The organism is Bacillus sp. EU52, from assembly GCF_037964975.1.
GTDB lineage: Bacteria > Bacillota > Bacilli > Bacillales > Bacillaceae > Bacillus > Bacillus subtilis.
On sequence record NZ_CP150177.1, the window covers coordinates 2400474 to 2415522 of the forward strand.

The following is a 15049-nucleotide window of genomic DNA, read 5'->3' on the forward strand; positions in this document are numbered from 1 at the left end:
CAATTCACCTCCGTAAAAATTATGAGCCCATTACATCATATGTTTCTAAAAATTTCGTATTAAACTCTCCGCTCACAAATGTTTCGTGTTCAAGCAGTTTTAAATGGAAAGGGATTGTTGTCTCAATGCCTTCGATGACGAATTCGCTCAATGCGCGCTTCATGCGGGCAATCGCTTCATCCCTCGTTTTTCCGTATGTGATTACCTTTGCAATCATGCTGTCATAGTACGGTGGGATGGAATAGCCAGGGTACGCAGCTGAATCGACACGGACACCAAGACCGCCAGGAGGCAGGTACATTTTAATTTCACCAGGTGACGGCATGAAATTTTTACTTGGGTTTTCTGCGTTGATTCGGCATTCGATGGCCCAGCCTTCAAATTCAACATCTTCTTGCTTGAGGCTCAGTTCCATTCCTGATGCCACTTTGATTTGTTCCTTGATCAGGTCAGTTCCCGTCACCATTTCTGTGACTGGGTGCTCCACCTGAATTCTGGTGTTCATTTCCATGAAGTAATAGCGCTGTTCATTGTAGTCATAGATAAATTCAACTGTTCCAGCACCTGTATAGCCAACCGCTTTTGCAGCCTTTACCGCTGCATCTCCCATTTGCTCCCTGATTTCTGAATCAAGGGCAGGAGATGGTGATTCTTCCAAAAGCTTTTGCAGGCGTCTTTGGATCGAGCAGTCGCGTTCGCCCAAATGGATCGTATTTCCATAGTTATCAGCAAGCACTTGGATCTCAACGTGGCGAAAATCTTCTATGTATTTTTCGATGTATACACCTGGATTTCCGAATGCAGTTGCCGCTTCCTGCTGTGTAATCTTAATGCCATTAATCAATTCCTCTTCAGTGCGGGCAACCCTAATTCCTTTTCCGCCTCCGCCTGCGGTGGCTTTTATAATTACAGGATACCCAATTTCATTAGCAAGCGAAACCGCTTCTTCCACATTTTCTATAATTCCCTGTGAACCCGGTACGATTGGCACGCCGGCCTGTTTCATCGTTTCCCGCGCAACGTCTTTTGTTCCCATTTTTGAAATGGCGTCAGCGCTAGGGCCGACAAACGTGACATTCACTTCTTCACATAATTCAGCGAAATCAGCATTTTCAGCTAAAAATCCGTATCCCGGATGAATGGCGTCGGTACCAGTCAGCTTTGCAACACTCACAATATTTGTAACGTTTAAATAGCTGTCTTTTGATGCTTTCGGTCCGATACAAAAAGCTTCATCGGCCATTTGAACATGAAGGGCATCTTTATCAGCTTCTGAATAAACAGCGACAGTCTCAATTCCGAGCTCTCTGCAGGCTCTGATGATTCTGACAGCAATTTCTCCTCTGTTGGCGATCAATAGCTTTTTAATCATGTTCAGTCTCCTTACTCCGCTTTTACAAGAAATAGAGGTTGTCCGTATTCGACCAGCTGGCCGTTTTCTACTAATACTTCAACGATTTCGCCTTTCACTTCTGCTTCGATTTCGTTGAAAAGCTTCATCGCTTCTACAATGCAGACAACTGTGTTTTCATTTACTTTTGAACCGGCTGTTACATACGGGCCAGCTTCCGGTGATGAAGAAGCATAAAATGTTCCTACCATTGGTGAAGTGATTTTATGCAGATTCTCATCTTGCTTTGGTGCTTCTTGGGCAGGTGCCGCTGCTTGCTGCGCTTGCGGCTGGACTGCCTGCGGAGCCTGTGCTTGTACAGGTGCTGCCGGTGCCTGCTGCATGACTTGAACCGTGCCTGCTTCGTGTTTTTTCAGTTTTAAGGATACACCTTCATTTTCATATACGAATTCGTCAATTGTAGACTCGTCAATTGCTTTAATCAGCTCGTGGATTTCTTTGATATTTAACATTCAATCGCACTCCTATGTATGAAATTTCTTTTTTATAGGTTACTACTAAAAGTACATACTATGTTCATCTTACAGGAGCGGACTTTTGAATTCAACTCTAATATGACAGCAACGCAAAAAGCCCGCTTGTTTAGCGGACTTCTTTTTCCTCTTTCTTACTTGGATGGTTCAAATGTGACAGCGACATCTTTCATTGTTTTGATTTCTTTTGCCACAAGGTCTATAATGGCTGTCGCCTTCGATTTAGAGTGTTTGTCTGATTTGACTGTAATATTGATTTTATCTCCTTCAGCATTAACAAGCGCATCCTCGTAACCTTGTGTTTTAATCAGCGTTTCCAGCTGTTTTTCTGTTCCTTCCACTTCACTGAGAGCCGTCATTTTATCGTATGCTTCGCTTTTCTCCTTGGCTGTTGCATCATCGCTTGACACAATGGCATTCAGCTCTTCTCTTTCTTTGCTTCTGGCATCTTCTAAATCAAGACGGTACGTTGTAAACAAATCATCATCGGCTGTTTCCGTAACAACAGTTCCTTTTTCACTGGCTTCAGCGGATGTTTCCTTGTCTGCTGATGAATCTTTCGTTCCCTTTGTTCCATCTTCTTTTCCTTTTTCAGTTTCTGTACCGCTTTTTTCCTTCGTGTCTTGCTTGGCAGGCGCTTTTTCAGTTGCGACCTCTCCGCTGTCAGACGCGCTTTTTTCACTTTGCATCTGCACGGCGTTTTTGCTTTCCGGCGACATGATATAGTAGACGCTTAACACCACGACAAGACTGAGCATTGTTAATAGCCAAACGGTTTGTTTTTTAAGCATTTATGAATCCTCCTTTATTTTTTTAGGGGCAACCGCAACCCGGTGGCTTGGAACATCCAGGACCCGTGTCACCGCTTCGATAATGGTTTGTTTTATTTGAACGTTGTCCACTCCTTGAGCAACAACGAGTACACCGCGTATATCAGGTTTTTTCGTTTGGACGACGACAGGTGTTTCTTTATCGCCGTTTTTGATCATGACGATTTCTTCCTCCGATGTTTGGTCTGTAACGCTTCTTGTTCCGCCTTCTTTATCAGTTTCTTCAGTGGTTGTATTTTTGTTTGATTTGTTTTTTTCGTATACTTTCAGCGACGTTGCATCTACATTCACGACAACCGAGACATCGTCCACACCAATGATTGTTTCAAGAATTTCTTTCAGCTGATTTTCGTATTCTTTTTCATAGTCATCGATCGAGTCTTTAGGTTTATCAGATTTTGAGGCTTTAAACACTTCGGCTGTTTTCTCTTTGCTGTCTGCGGAATGTTGTGATGATACGGCCGTTATCGTTTTGGCGTTTTCTGTTTTCTCAGGTGAAGAAAACAGCTGGCTGACAAGCATAAAGGAAACTCCGAGAACAAAAACGAATAGAAAGTAATGATATTTGGTCAGCTTCGGCTTTTCGCCGTCCTTCGTTTGTCCCGGAAGAAACTGCTTTTTCAATACATTCCATAATCCGTTTTTATTCATTGCCGACACTCTCCCCGCCTTCCATATGAACCGTAATTTTCTCACTTCCGATTTCCCAAATGTCCGCGAGCTGCGTTTTTATCTGTTTGGCTTCTTTTTGTTCGGCTGCTTCTTTCGTTACGTATGCATGATCTGTATCAATGTGGACCGGCGCGACCGTTTGGACCGTTTTTTCAGAAGACGGGGCCATATACACGCTGATTGTTTTAATATCCTCTTCTGAATCTACCTTTTCTCCTGCCGTGAGTTTGATGCGGCCTACTTTATATTCATCATGACTGAATCTCTCCTCCGCTTTCTTTTTTAGTTGGACAGCCATTTCTTCTAGAATATATGCGCGCTGGGAAGCTTGTATTTCTATTTTTTTTGAATTGATTTGATTTTTTATGTCGGCAGACTCTGACTGCCCGTTTTTTGTGAGATATTCAAAGATGATTTCGGGGTCTGTCTTGAAAAGTTTAAAAATCGGCGTAAGCATGACGACAATCAAGAGCAGGCTGACTACCATTTTTGCGTACTTTTGCATGCTGGAGCTCGGCAGCAGCATATCAATCACAATTGCAAATAGGATAAACAACACGATGGTGGTAAGCCATTCCGTTAAAAAACTCATTCGCCTGCCTCCTTCATTTCATCATCATCGTGAGGTTTCCGGCTGTGATTATGACAGTAAGGCTTAAAAAAAACATGAGAGACACAATAGCGAGAGCTGCAAAAATATAAATGACGCTTTTGCTGATGACGTCGAGGCAGGTGATGACGGGCCCGCCTCCAAGCGGCTGAAGAATCGCGGCTGCCAGCTTATAAATAAAAGCGAGGGAAAGCACTTTGATTGCCGGAAATGCCGCGATACAGATCAAAATAGCGACACCGAGAATCCCTACCGTATTTTTCAGCAGTAAAGAGGCGCTGATTACTGTATCTGTTGCGTCTGTAAACATTCGGCCAAGCACAGGAATAAAATTTCCGGTTATAAATTTAGCCGTCCTGAGCGTAATGCCGTCTGTCACTGCAGCTGAGGCTCCCTGAACAGAGATGACGCCGAGAAAGATGGTAAGAAAAACAGCCAGTGCTCCGATGGCGATATTTCTGAGCAGGTTGGCCAGCTGTGTTACTTTGTATTGTTCAGTCATCGTGCTGACAATGCTCAGAATCGCTGATAAAAAAATCAGCGGCATGACGATATTCTGAATCAAGAGACCGCTCGTGTTCATCAGGAAGAGGATAACAGGATGAAAGAAGGCAGCAGATACAGCTCCGCCTGAGGAAGCCAAAAGCGCCAAGAGGAGCGGAATGAGCGCCAGGATAAAGCTGGTCATCGTCTGAATCGCCTCAGTTGCATAGTTAATCGCCACATGAAAGCTATTAAGCGCAAGGATAATCAGCACCATGTACACAATTGAGTAAGCGACCTTACTGACGGTGCTTTGCTGAAAAGCATTTTGCAAAAGCTGCAGAATGACGCAAAAAATCGTGAGCAAAATCAATGTGCCCAGCAGCTTTCCGTTGGCAAGCACTTCATGAAACAAATAAGAAAAGAGAGCTTTCAGCCATTCTTGCGGTGAGAATGATTTATCGCCATTGATAAACTCCATTAAGCTGCCTTTTTGGCTTTCCGGCAGCAGTCCGCCGTATTCTGTCATAATGTCATTCCAAAATTTCCCGATCTTATCTGTTTCAAGCGAGGCTGCTGTCCTTTCCGCTAATTGCTCGGCTGTTTCAGCATGGTCTTCCGTTTGTTCTGCATTACCAGCTGCTTGTACAATTTCTGCATGGCCTGCTATAATCAGCACGGCCAAAAGCAAAACCCATTGAAAGCGCTTCAATCTACCGCCTCCTTTCGGTTATGACATAGAAGGTATAAGTCCGAGAATCGTTTCGATAATGACGGTTAAAATAGGCACAGCCATTACGAGTATTAAAATTTTCCCCGCCAATTCTATTTTCGAGGCGATGGCTCCTTGACCGGCATCTTTTGTGAGCTGTGCCCCGAATTCAGCAATATAGGCGATTCCGATAATCTTTAAAATGGTTTCAACATAGACCATGTTGACATTTGCATTAATCGCAATTTTTTCTATCATTCGAATAATGTCGTAGATTTGGTCTACCAAATAAAGAAAAATGGTACATCCGGCAAAAACGACGATTAAAAACGCAAAAGTCGGCTTTTGTTCTTTTACAATTAAAGAAAGGAAGGTGGCGATCAGCCCTAAACCTACAATTTGAACAATGTCAATCTGCAAGCCCCCCTATCCTTGGAATAAAAACACAGCTTTTATCTTTTTAAATAGGTCATCTACAATCGTGGCGACCATAAATAAAATATAGATAAAACCTAACAGCGTCACCCACTGAGCGTATTCTTTCTTGCCCATCTGATCCAATATCGTGTGTAAAAAAGCGACCACGATTCCCACTCCGGCAATTTGAAATATGACATTCACGTCTACTCCCATTTTATTTTTGCTCCCCTCACGTTTACATCAATAGAAGAATGAGTAACAAGCCCGCTAAAAAGCCCAAACTTTTTATCATCTTTTCATTTTTCGCTTGCGCCTGCTCAGCATCCGCTTCAGAGGCTTCCAAATGTGTCAGCGCCAGCTTGATGTGCTTTTGCTGAGAGATTCGATCATGAATCCCGAGCGTCTCGCCAAACTGCTTCAGCACTTCGTATTCGCTTTTTTTCAAAGACAGGGTATCCCATACCTTCTTTAAGCTTTGCTCCCACGCCGTTTTCGCGGAATCACTTCCCTTGTCCAGCTGATCACTGAATGCGGAAAAAAGAGCTGAAACAGGCTGTGCGAGCTGTTTGGCAATCTGCTGTGAAGCAGTATGAAGCGGTGTATGGCCGTACATGATTTCAGCCTCGAGGGATTGAAGCGCCGCACGCAGCTGGCGGATTTGCCGCGGCCGTTCTGTATAAATCTTCGCCATCTCAAAACCTGTCCATGTTGTCGCTACCACAATGAATACAGCGCCCAGCAGCTTCAGCATGTTTTCACGCCCGTCGTCCTAGACAGCACATTTCCGTCTTTGTCATAAATTTGGCTCACTGTGCCCGGCCCTTTTGCTCTTGATAATTCCAAATAGCGGTCAAAGGCTCTTTCTTCCCACAAACGCTTCAATGAAGGCCGCTTCATCAGGTCGGATATGCTCCAGCCATGCGCCGATACGATTACTGAAACACCGGCATGCAGTGCCTCCAGAAGTGCATCTGTATCTTCCATACGCCCGATTTCATCGACAATCATCACCTCAGGGCTCATGGATCGAATCATCATCATCAGCCCTTCAGCTTTTGGACAGGCGTCTAACACGTCAATTCTCTGACCAAATTGATGCTGCGGAATGCCGCGAAGACATCCGGCAATTTCTGACCGTTCATCGACGATTCCTGTCTTAACGGGCAGCATGGGTTTTTTGCCGGTGCTTGAGAGCCTCGCAAGGTCCCGGAGAAGTGTTGTTTTGCCTGTTTGGGGCGGTCCGATAATCAGCGTATTCAGCCAGCTGTCTTGATATAAATATGGAAGCAGCGGCTCCGCAATCCCCAGCTTTTGCCGGGCAATTCGTATATTAAAAGATGCGATGTCACGGAGGCCTTTCACACCTCCGTTTTCCGTAATGACTCTGCCCGCCAGTCCGACTCTGTGGCCGCCTCTGATCGTGACATACCCTTTCTTCAGCTCTTCTTCAAGAGTATACATACTATAGTTGCTAAGCCGGCCCAGGATCAGATGGGCATCCTCGGCCGTGCCCGCATAGGACAAATAAACAGGTTGTCCTCTTCGAATCAATTCAACAGGGCGGTTGATCCGAATTCTGACTTCTTCGATTTCCAGCCATTGTTGTTCCGGTATTTCAGAAAGGGCGTTTTTCATGGATTCGGGGAGAACCTCAGCGATTTCATTCAACAGAGCCTCCTCCTTTCTACCGATTGGCTTCTTTAAAATGTATGATGTGAGGCAGACTTTATGACAAGCCTCTCTTTATTTATGAACACCCGCCAAAATCAAAACAACACCCGTAAAAATCAGAATCAGCTTTGCATACGAAAGCTGCCCGGCAATTTGGTAGATTCCGACAGTCATCGTAATGATAAAAATCAACGGACCGACAATAGCGAGAATGCTGTTAACCACAACCGCCTTCCGGACATCGTTGGTCACAAGCATGACAATTGCTGCCGTCAGCTCAATCATAGAGGATAAAACTCGTAATCCCGCCATTGTTAAAACAGTAGAATTGATATTTCCAAGTAAAAATTTCATAGCACTCTCCCAACCTCCCATTTTTTTATATGATATGCTCTAGCTTGCTGAAGTAGTCTTGTCATTTTCGTATAAAAGAAAGATTCTGTTTTTGGGCACAAAAAAAAGCCTGCTCCCATTTGGGAACAGACTTCTTTTTTTCTTTCTATGCTCTTGAAACGTAAGAACCGTCTGATGTATTGACAACAAGTGTGTCGCCTTCATTCACAAAGAACGGCACGTTTACAACAAGCCCGGTTTCAGTTTTCGCAGGTTTTGTACCGCCTGACGCTGTATCACCTTTAATACCAGGTTCAGTTTCAACAACTTTCAGCTCAACTGTGTTTGGAAGTTCGATACCAAGTGTTTCATCCTGGTACATCATGATATGCACAGACATGTTTTCTAGCAGGTATTTTAATTCTTCTTCGATTTGAGTTGCGCTCAGTTCAAGCTGCTCATAAGAAGAAGTATCCATAAATACGTGCTGATCTCCGTTTGCATATAGATATTGCATTGTTTTGGTTTCGATTTGCGCTTTCGCTACTTTTTCACCAGCGCGGAATGTTTTTTCCTGAATGGCGCCAGTGCGAAGGTTGCGGAGTTTAGAGCGGACAAATGCCGCACCTTTTCCAGGTTTTACGTGCTGGAAGTCAACGACGCGCCAAATGCCGCCATCTACTTCAATTGTTAATCCTGTACGGAAATCGTTAACTGAAATCATGTTTAATGTCCTCCTATATTCCAATCACAAAATAATAAGTTCTTTTGGGGAATGGGTGATTGTCCGGTTGCCGTTTTCTGTAATCACGATGTCATCTTCAATGCGGACACCGCCTGTTTCTGGTATGTAAATGCCCGGCTCCACTGTGACCACCATACCCGGTTCAAGGATAGCTGAAGATCTGACGGATAATCCCGGCGATTCATGAACTTCCATGCCGAGCCCGTGCCCGGTTGAATGGCCGAAATAGTCACCGTAGCCTTTTGCAGCAATATGATCCCTTGTGAGGGCGTCAGCCTCTTTTCCTGTCATTCCCGGCTTAATATGTGCGACGCCAAGCGCCTGAGCATCAAATACAACCTGATAGATCTCCTTCAATTGATCACTGGGCTGACCTACAGCGACCGTCCGGGTAATATCAGAACAATATCCTTTATAATAAGCGCCAAAATCAAGCGTAACAAGGTCTCCGCTTTCAATCAGTTTGTCACTGGCCACACCGTGCGGAAGGCTTGAACGAAGGCCTGAGGCGACAATCATATCAAAAGAAGAGCTGTCTGCTCCCTGGCTTCTCATATAAAACTCCAGCTCATTGGCAACAGCGATTTCAGAAATGCCGGGTTTCATAAACGTCAAGATATGTCTGAAGGCATCATCTGCAATCTTCGCAGCTTCCTCTAATATCTTAATCTCTTCACTAGACTTAATCAAGCGCAACTTTTCCACGGATTCAGCCACAGGCACTAATTCGGCATCACTGATAACGGCGCTGTATGAAGCGTAAGTGCCATATGTCATGCTGTTCTGTTCAAAACCGAGACGCTTGATGCCAAACGATTCAACAGTGTCGGCAGTGGTCTGAATCAAGCTGCCGCCATGTTCAATGATCTCAAAACCCTTTACCTGAACCTTCGCCTGCTCAGTATAACGAAAATCCGTAATAAACGCTGCTTTGTCACCCGATATAACAGCCAAACCCGCCGAACCTGTAAACCCTGTCATATAGCGTACATTCGTGCTGCTTGTAATCAGCATGCCGTCAATTCCCAGCTGTCCAAACAGGTTTCTTAATTTCTCTAGCTTCATCTTGATTCTCCCCCTTGCTGGCTTAATAAGTAGCGAACAGCAAGCTTGTAGCCTTCAGCTCCAAGACCGACAATCTGCCCTTTCGCAACAGGAGCGATAACCGACTGATGCCTAAATTCTTCCCTGGCGTATAAGTTTGATAAATGCACCTCTACCACAGGAAGACTGATGCTTGAAACAGCATCCCTGATCGCATAGCTGTAATGACTCAGGGCGCCGGGGTTCAGAACAATCCCGCTGTATTGCTCCTCAGCCTCATGTATCGCATCTATCAAATCACCTTCGTGATTAGACTGGAAGAAAGTGAGCTGGATATGTAAGGCTTCAGCAAACTGAAAAAGATCTGTTTCAATATCGGTCAGTGTCTGGCGGCCGAATACTTCAGGCTCACGACTCCCAAGCCGGTTAACATTCGGTCCGTTCAAAATCAAAAAATGAGGCACATAATCTCTCCTTTTTGCGAGGGTTTCTCATGTAAAAAATGTTCACTTCTCGTGAACATTTTATCATACTGGAAAAGGATTATACACTATTCTCTATGCATTCCCAGCGCACGTGCAAGCTTTTCCGAATTCAGCTCATTGTATTCAAATGAAATAGAATACCCGACAAACAGCCCGTAAAGCAAATAAATGCAAATGGTCGTAATAATTGTATCTGATGTCAGTTCGGTCACCGTGCGCACATCTGGAAAAATCGGATTAAAAACAAAAAACACGAGCAGCCAAAGCACCAAGCCGTATAAAATACCCGGCCACATTGTTTTTAAACGTTTCAATAGAAGAAAATAAAGAAATGCTGCGCCAATTGAAATTACTCCAATCAAAATGATGCTGATTACCGTTCCCAGCCCATGTTTTTTCCACTCTCCGAGCACAAATGGCTGCAATATCATATTCGGGCTGATTTCGGAAAAATGAAACAAATATGCGATATAAGCAACGAAACTCCAAAGTACGCCTCCGCAAAAACCTGTTGCCGCCACCCTGCCGGCCATTGAAACAGGCGGCTTTTGCTTCTCATTCAATTCTTCATTTTGTTCTGTATCTTTTTCGCTTGTCATCATGGCACCTCCAGTTAAAGTGTGCCCAAAAAATGAAATGTCAATAAAAAAGCTCACACTTTTTGACAGCTGCGAGTAAAATTTGAAAATAACGGGTATAATGCATGTAGAAAAAGCAAGGCTATGGCAATTTTTTCAGCCTGTCAATCTAGAGGTTTAGCGTTGTTTCCTGTACAATAGAGTGAAAGGAAATGGTTAGCAATCCTAAAGAAATAGGCAGGTTGATAATATGTCAAAACATAAAGTTCCGCCCGCTTACGGCGGGCAGGCTGTTGTGGAAGGCGTTATGTTTGGCGGAAAGCATCATTACGTTACAGCCATCAGAAGAACGGATGGAAGCATTGACTTTTTTAAGCTTCCACGCAAACACAACCCGAAACTGAACATCGTGAAAAAGATCCCGTTTTTACGGGGGATCGCGGCCATTATCGAAGCGAGTGCAAACGGCACAAAGCATTTGAATTTTTCAAGCGAACGTTACGGGCTCGATCCATCTGAAGACGAGACACTTGAGCAGGAAGAAAAAAAATCCTCCGGGCTGTCTATGTATCTCAGCCTCGCAGTTATAGGCGTTCTATCATTTTTGTTCAGTAAATTCGTATTTACATTGGTTCCAGTTTTCTTAGCGGAACTGACAAGGCCGATTTTTTCCTCGGACACGGCGCAAATCGCGGTTGAAAGCCTGTTTAAGTTGATTTTGCTGCTCGGTTACATCTATTTTTTGTCCATGACACCGCTTATTAAAAGAGTGTTTCAATATCATGGAGCCGAACATAAAGTCATAAACTGTTATGAACAGAATTTGCCAATTACTGTGGAGAACGTCCAAAACCAATCTCGGCTTCATTACCGCTGCGGATCAAGCTTTATTTTATTTACGATTATTGTCGGCATGTTTGTTTATTTACTCGTTCCGACAGATCCGCTTTGGCTGCGTGTTATAGATCGTGTCGCACTGATACCGGTCGTGCTTGGTATATCCTTTGAAGTTCTGCAGCTGACAAACAAAGTGCGTGACATTCCCGGTCTGAAATTACTTGGGTACCCGGGTCTTTGGCTTCAGCTGTTAACCACAAAGGAACCTAAGGATGACCAGGTTGAAGTTGCCATCGAAAGCTTTAACGAACTTCTCAGACTCGAAGCATTGTCTGAGCAAAATCAGAAGCCTTCTCACAACGTCATCTAAAATCCGTTGCCCTGCTATTACTTTCGGAGGTGGACAGTTATGAATCATCGTGTACAACCTATTATTGCTGTATTAATTGCGCTGGGAGCGTTCGGTTTCCTCTATGTGCTGGTAACCAATCCCGGAGAAATGGCAAAAATGGCGGTAACCGTCATCGTGGCAGGTATCATTATTTATTTTATTGTGAAATATGTAATGAATCGAAATGCGGGCAGCGAAGGAGCAGCCTTCAAAAAAGCGGCGAAACAATCGCGGCGCCGGATGAAAGAACAAAAAGCAAAACACCGCGCCGGACATAAGGGACGTGTCAGCCACCTGCGAAGCGTTCCGAGCGCCAGCAAGCCTAAGCCGATGATTCTCAAGAAAAAAAGCCAGACTCAGCTGACTGTTATAGAAGGGAAAAAAAATAAAAAGAAAAACAGGGCGCTTTTTTAATAGGTCCACTGCTTTAAAAACAGCTCTGTCCGTCTTTTACCTAGCTCAATCAGGGCTAGTTTTTTTTGTTGTGTTAAATGAAAATCAGTTGCCATTACGCCATCAACCGGGAGAAAAATGATATTTTGTTCATAGCGTGACGCAATGTGCCTTGCGTCATGGGCATCCTTCATCGTTTCAAACAGGGCGCCGAACAGTTCAAAAGCGTTGCGGATATTTTTTTTCGGACGCTCTCTTTCACGTGGCGCAAGCGTGACACCGATCACAGGGCGCTTTCTTTCCTTTGAGAACAGCCAGATTGGAAAATTGCTTAACACGCCTCCGTCGACAACCGTGGCGGTGCCTGTGTCCGTTTTTAATTTTATCGGTTCAAAGAAATACGGGATGCTGCAGCTCATTCTGACCGCTCTGGCAACCGGGAACATATCTGGATTTAACCCGTAACGGGCCAAATCGTCCGGCAAAACAATCATGGTGCCGTTTGTCAGATCAGAAGCAATAAGGCGCAGAGACCCTTTCTGCAAATCGCCGAAAACCCTTATGCCTTTCGCTCTTAACAGATCAGCAATCCATTTTTCTATCGTATCGCCTTTGTATAAGCCAAGACGCCAGTAGATGGACACCCACTGGAGCATCTTTAAGGGGAGAAATGAGTACCTCTGATCCAGCAATTTCTCTCCGTCCACTTCTTCAATTAAAGCGTGGATTTCCTTACTGGTGTAACCTGACGCAATGAAAGCGGCAATAATGGCGCCCGCGCTTGTACCCGCAACCCTTTTAAAGCGGAAGCCTTTTTCCTCAAGCGCTTCATAAGCGCCTGCAAGCGCAATGCCTTTTACTCCTCCGCCGGAAAACACACCGTCAATATACATCTCATTCCCTCCCCCTCCATCCGATCGTTTATTACCATTTTAAGAAAACACGCGAAGAAATAGACCAATGAATGACGGGCGGCGTCAGCGTATCAAAAAAGACGGCCTCCTTCGAGACCGCCTTTTTACTGATTATGATGTTCTGTTTTCTTTTGGATTGATTTCAGATCTTTTTTACGGGCATCATCTTCTTCAAAATATTGAACAAGATCCCCGATGCGATCAATACTGTTCCAGCTTAAATGATGTTCGATTCCTTCGACATCGTTATATATTTTCTCTTCATCAACACCAATGATTCTTAAAAACTGCTCAAGCAATTCATGTCTGTATACCAGCCGTTTGCCTATTTTTTTCCCTTTAGACGTTAACACGAGACCGCGATATTTTTCATAAATTAAATATTCGTCTTTATCTAGTTTTTGAACCATTTTTGTTACAGAGGAGGGATGGACTGCCAATGCTTCCGCGATATCGGAAACTCGTGCATATCCTTTTTCTTCAATCAGCATATAAATCTGTTCAATATAATCTTCCATACTTGGTGTTGTCATCGAAACCCTCCCAAAAAGCACCTTAACTTTATAAACCATTACAAGTTTACACTAATGAACTTGAAAAAACAAGGATGCTCCGCGGGTCAAAAGCCCTGTTTACCGCTTATAATTCCATTCATCTGAAGCATACTTTGTTTCAGCCAAGTGATGAACAAAATCAAGCTCTTCCTGAGAAAGTTCATATGGCTCCAAATGAATGTTAAGACCTGTTTCAAATCCTTCTTTAAAGGCTTTGCGAGCCTCATCCATCGTCACCCGCTTTTCGGTGAGTTCATTAATGGCAACCGCTTTATTTTTGAAATTGCGCTGCATCCGCTCTCTTACTCTTTCACTTGGATATAAGAACAGATCGAACAGCTTGTCCTCATCTAAATCAAGAAGAATGGAGCCATGCTGAAGAATCACGCCTTTTTGTCTCGTTTGCGCGCTTCCCGCCACCTTGCGCCCCTCAACCACTAGCTCATACCATGAAGGCGCGTCAAAACAAACAGATGACCGCGGATTTTTTAAGCTTTCTTTTTCTTTTTCAGTTCTCGGGATGGCAAAGTAAGCGTCCAGACCGAGATTTCTAAAGCCTTGAAGTATGCCTTCTGAAATAACCCGGTAAGCCTCAGTAACAGTCGCCGGCATCTCGGGGTGCTCTTCCGAAACAATTACGCTGTATGTCAGTTCCTGATCGTGCAGCACACCTCTCCCGCCGGTCGGGCGTCTGACGAATCCGAGATTATATTTATGTACTGCTTCAAAATTGATTTCCTTTTTAATATTTTGAAAATACCCTACAGAAAGTGTCGCCGGATTCCAGCCGTAAAAACGGATAACCGGGGGGATTTTCTTTTCGCTGTGCCAATATAAAAGCGCTTCATCAAGCGCCATATTGAATGCAGGACTTGCATTGCCTGAGTCTATAAACCGCCAAGTTTCTTTTTGCATTTTAAGACCTTCCTTACCGTTTTAATAGAATCAGTTTATCAAACTGTCGGGAAAATGAAAAATATTTTAGTTCCATTATAGATGACAATCACGCTGTGCTTTACTATAATAGTATTTGTCGAAAACGGCTCTATGACCTTGTTTTATGAAGCAGGGTTTTGATTTTATATGCTAAAGGAGTAGAATCACATTGTCTAATATGATCGTTTTGATTATTTTTGCTGCGTTTATCATCTATATGATTGCTTCATATGTCTATCAGCAGCGAATTATGAAAACACTTACCGAAGAAGAATTCCGCGCGGGTTACCGCAAAGCGCAGCTTATTGACGTTCGTGAGCCAAATGAGTTTGAGGGCGGACATATTTTAGGCGCCCGCAACATCCCGCTTTCCCAGCTGAAACAGAGAAAAAATGAGATCCGTACGGACAAGCCTGTTTACCTGTACTGCCAAAACAGTGTCCGCAGCGGACGCGCGGCACAAACCCTGCGCAAAAACGGCTGCACTGAGATTTACAACCTAAAAGGCGGCTTTAAAAAATGGGGCGGAAAGATTAAAGCGAAGAAATAAAGCAAAC

At 44.0% G+C, this 15049-nt stretch carries 21 protein-coding genes; 3 read left to right on the top strand and 18 right to left on the bottom strand.

Annotated elements, in window-relative coordinates; translation table 11 throughout:
* Window positions 1-19: 19 nt before the first annotated feature.
* From accC to NSU05_RS12260, 15 genes are all read right to left on the bottom strand, one after another.
* Window positions 20-1372: an acetyl-CoA carboxylase biotin carboxylase subunit gene (gene accC / locus NSU05_RS12190; RefSeq protein WP_003230253.1), complete on the bottom strand. Its 1353-nt coding sequence runs from the start codon at window positions 1370-1372 to the stop codon at window positions 20-22.
* An 11-nt stretch (window positions 1373-1383) separates the two neighbouring features.
* Window positions 1384-1863, bottom strand: a complete 480-nt coding sequence (gene accB, locus NSU05_RS12195) for an acetyl-CoA carboxylase biotin carboxyl carrier protein (protein ID WP_003230252.1) — start codon at window positions 1861-1863, stop codon at window positions 1384-1386.
* Between the two features lie 155 nt (window positions 1864-2018).
* Complete coding sequence (spoIIIAH, locus tag NSU05_RS12200) at window positions 2019-2675, bottom strand: stage III sporulation ratchet engulfment protein SpoIIIAH (protein WP_003230250.1); 657 nt, start codon at window positions 2673-2675, stop codon at window positions 2019-2021.
* Window positions 2676-3365, bottom strand: a complete 690-nt coding sequence (gene spoIIIAG, locus NSU05_RS12205) for a stage III sporulation protein AG (RefSeq protein WP_014477307.1) — start codon at window positions 3363-3365, stop codon at window positions 2676-2678.
* Window positions 3358-3978, bottom strand: coding sequence for a stage III sporulation protein AF (gene spoIIIAF, locus NSU05_RS12210; RefSeq protein WP_015251730.1), 621 nt, complete (start codon window positions 3976-3978; stop codon window positions 3358-3360). Before spoIIIAF ends, spoIIIAG begins: the two co-directional genes overlap by 8 nt.
* Window positions 3979-3991: 13 nt before the next feature.
* Window positions 3992-5191, bottom strand: coding sequence for a stage III sporulation protein AE (gene spoIIIAE, locus NSU05_RS12215; protein ID WP_339203998.1), 1200 nt, complete (start codon window positions 5189-5191; stop codon window positions 3992-3994).
* An 18-nt stretch (window positions 5192-5209) separates the two neighbouring features.
* Window positions 5210-5611, bottom strand: a complete 402-nt coding sequence (spoIIIAD, locus tag NSU05_RS12220; RefSeq protein ID WP_082200960.1) for a stage III sporulation protein AD — start codon at window positions 5609-5611, stop codon at window positions 5210-5212.
* Window positions 5612-5617: 6 nt separating this feature from the next.
* Complete coding sequence (spoIIIAC, locus tag NSU05_RS12225; RefSeq protein ID WP_003153142.1) at window positions 5618-5824, bottom strand: stage III sporulation protein AC; 207 nt, start codon at window positions 5822-5824, stop codon at window positions 5618-5620.
* A gap of 22 nt (window positions 5825-5846) precedes the next feature.
* The gene (spoIIIAB, locus tag NSU05_RS12230; RefSeq protein ID WP_014477309.1) at window positions 5847-6362 is read right to left on the bottom strand and encodes a stage III sporulation protein SpoIIIAB; all 516 of its coding nucleotides are present in this window, start codon (window positions 6360-6362) and stop codon (window positions 5847-5849) included.
* Window positions 6356-7279 carry a stage III sporulation protein AA gene (spoIIIAA, locus tag NSU05_RS12235; protein ID WP_038429291.1) on the bottom strand — a complete coding sequence of 308 codons (924 nt, stop codon included), beginning with the start codon at window positions 7277-7279 and terminating at the stop codon, window positions 6356-6358. The genes spoIIIAB and spoIIIAA overlap by 7 nt, the downstream gene beginning before the upstream one ends.
* A gap of 75 nt (window positions 7280-7354) precedes the next feature.
* Window positions 7355-7636 (bottom strand): YqhV family protein, encoded by a 282-nt coding sequence (locus NSU05_RS12240; RefSeq protein ID WP_004398639.1) that lies wholly within the window; start codon window positions 7634-7636, stop codon window positions 7355-7357.
* 145 nt (window positions 7637-7781) lie between these two features.
* Window positions 7782-8339: an elongation factor P gene (gene efp / locus NSU05_RS12245; protein ID WP_003226377.1), complete on the bottom strand. Its 558-nt coding sequence runs from the start codon at window positions 8337-8339 to the stop codon at window positions 7782-7784.
* A 24-nt stretch (window positions 8340-8363) separates the two neighbouring features.
* Window positions 8364-9425: an aminopeptidase PapA gene (gene papA / locus NSU05_RS12250; RefSeq protein WP_015251726.1), complete on the bottom strand. Its 1062-nt coding sequence runs from the start codon at window positions 9423-9425 to the stop codon at window positions 8364-8366.
* Window positions 9422-9868 carry a type II 3-dehydroquinate dehydratase gene (gene aroQ / locus NSU05_RS12255; RefSeq protein ID WP_003230223.1) on the bottom strand — a complete coding sequence of 149 codons (447 nt, stop codon included), beginning with the start codon at window positions 9866-9868 and terminating at the stop codon, window positions 9422-9424. The genes papA and aroQ overlap by 4 nt, the downstream gene beginning before the upstream one ends.
* A gap of 86 nt (window positions 9869-9954) precedes the next feature.
* Window positions 9955-10491, bottom strand: a complete 537-nt coding sequence (locus tag NSU05_RS12260; protein ID WP_003230222.1) for a YqhR family membrane protein — start codon at window positions 10489-10491, stop codon at window positions 9955-9957.
* A gap of 226 nt (window positions 10492-10717) precedes the next feature.
* Between NSU05_RS12260 and NSU05_RS12265 the strand changes: the two genes are divergently transcribed.
* Together NSU05_RS12265 and NSU05_RS12270 are read left to right on the top strand one after the other, a co-directional pair.
* Window positions 10718-11674 (top strand): DUF1385 domain-containing protein, encoded by a 957-nt coding sequence (locus NSU05_RS12265; protein ID WP_017696209.1) that lies wholly within the window; start codon window positions 10718-10720, stop codon window positions 11672-11674.
* A 39-nt stretch (window positions 11675-11713) separates the two neighbouring features.
* Window positions 11714-12109, top strand: a complete 396-nt coding sequence (locus NSU05_RS12270) for an SA1362 family protein (protein ID WP_003226367.1) — start codon at window positions 11714-11716, stop codon at window positions 12107-12109.
* On the opposite strand, the gene NSU05_RS12275 is transcribed toward NSU05_RS12270, so the two are convergent.
* From NSU05_RS12275 to lipM, 3 genes are all read right to left on the bottom strand, one after another.
* Complete coding sequence (locus tag NSU05_RS12275; protein ID WP_015251724.1) at window positions 12106-12981, bottom strand: patatin-like phospholipase family protein; 876 nt, start codon at window positions 12979-12981, stop codon at window positions 12106-12108. The genes NSU05_RS12270 and NSU05_RS12275 overlap by 4 nt on opposite strands.
* 125 nt (window positions 12982-13106) lie before the next feature.
* Window positions 13107-13535 carry a transcriptional regulator MntR gene (gene mntR, locus NSU05_RS12280; protein ID WP_003236923.1) on the bottom strand — a complete coding sequence of 143 codons (429 nt, stop codon included), beginning with the start codon at window positions 13533-13535 and terminating at the stop codon, window positions 13107-13109.
* Between the two features lie 99 nt (window positions 13536-13634).
* Window positions 13635-14471 carry an octanoyltransferase LipM gene (lipM, locus tag NSU05_RS12285; RefSeq protein WP_014664579.1) on the bottom strand — a complete coding sequence of 279 codons (837 nt, stop codon included), beginning with the start codon at window positions 14469-14471 and terminating at the stop codon, window positions 13635-13637.
* 190 nt (window positions 14472-14661) lie between these two features.
* On the opposite strand from lipM, the gene NSU05_RS12290 reads away from it, so the two are divergent.
* Complete coding sequence (locus tag NSU05_RS12290; RefSeq protein ID WP_004398485.1) at window positions 14662-15042, top strand: rhodanese-like domain-containing protein; 381 nt, start codon at window positions 14662-14664, stop codon at window positions 15040-15042.
* The last annotated feature ends 7 nt before the right edge of the window (window positions 15043-15049 follow it).

What these genes read in the sequence shown, in the direction of transcription:
- accB (WP_003230252.1), bottom strand. Translation starts at nt 1,863, where the DNA reads ATGTTAAATATCAAAGAAATCCACGAGCTGATTAAAGCAATTGACGAG.
- NSU05_RS12265 (WP_017696209.1), top strand. Translation starts at nt 10,718, where the DNA reads ATGTCAAAACATAAAGTTCCGCCCGCTTACGGCGGGCAGGCTGTTGTG.
- spoIIIAG (WP_014477307.1), bottom strand. Translation starts at nt 3,365, where the DNA reads ATGAATAAAAACGGATTATGGAATGTATTGAAAAAGCAGTTTCTTCCG.
- lipM (WP_014664579.1), bottom strand. Translation starts at nt 14,471, where the DNA reads ATGCAAAAAGAAACTTGGCGGTTTATAGACTCAGGCAATGCAAGTCCT.
- papA (WP_015251726.1), bottom strand. Translation starts at nt 9,425, where the DNA reads ATGAAGCTAGAGAAATTAAGAAACCTGTTTGGACAGCTGGGAATTGAC.
- mntR (WP_003236923.1), bottom strand. Translation starts at nt 13,535, where the DNA reads ATGACAACACCAAGTATGGAAGATTATATTGAACAGATTTATATGCTG.
- spoIIIAF (WP_015251730.1), bottom strand. Translation starts at nt 3,978, where the DNA reads ATGAGTTTTTTAACGGAATGGCTTACCACCATCGTGTTGTTTATCCTA.
- spoIIIAC (WP_003153142.1), bottom strand. Translation starts at nt 5,824, where the DNA reads ATGGGAGTAGACGTGAATGTCATATTTCAAATTGCCGGAGTGGGAATC.
- NSU05_RS12270 (WP_003226367.1), top strand. Translation starts at nt 11,714, where the DNA reads ATGAATCATCGTGTACAACCTATTATTGCTGTATTAATTGCGCTGGGA.
- accC (WP_003230253.1), bottom strand. Translation starts at nt 1,372, where the DNA reads ATGATTAAAAAGCTATTGATCGCCAACAGAGGAGAAATTGCTGTCAGA.
- NSU05_RS12275 (WP_015251724.1), bottom strand. Translation starts at nt 12,981, where the DNA reads ATGTATATTGACGGTGTGTTTTCCGGCGGAGGAGTAAAAGGCATTGCG.
- efp (WP_003226377.1), bottom strand. Translation starts at nt 8,339, where the DNA reads ATGATTTCAGTTAACGATTTCCGTACAGGATTAACAATTGAAGTAGAT.
- spoIIIAH (WP_003230250.1), bottom strand. Translation starts at nt 2,675, where the DNA reads ATGCTTAAAAAACAAACCGTTTGGCTATTAACAATGCTCAGTCTTGTC.
- NSU05_RS12260 (WP_003230222.1), bottom strand. Translation starts at nt 10,491, where the DNA reads ATGATGACAAGCGAAAAAGATACAGAACAAAATGAAGAATTGAATGAG.
- spoIIIAB (WP_014477309.1), bottom strand. Translation starts at nt 6,362, where the DNA reads ATGCTGAAGCTGCTGGGCGCTGTATTCATTGTGGTAGCGACAACATGG.
- NSU05_RS12240 (WP_004398639.1), bottom strand. Translation starts at nt 7,636, where the DNA reads ATGAAATTTTTACTTGGAAATATCAATTCTACTGTTTTAACAATGGCG.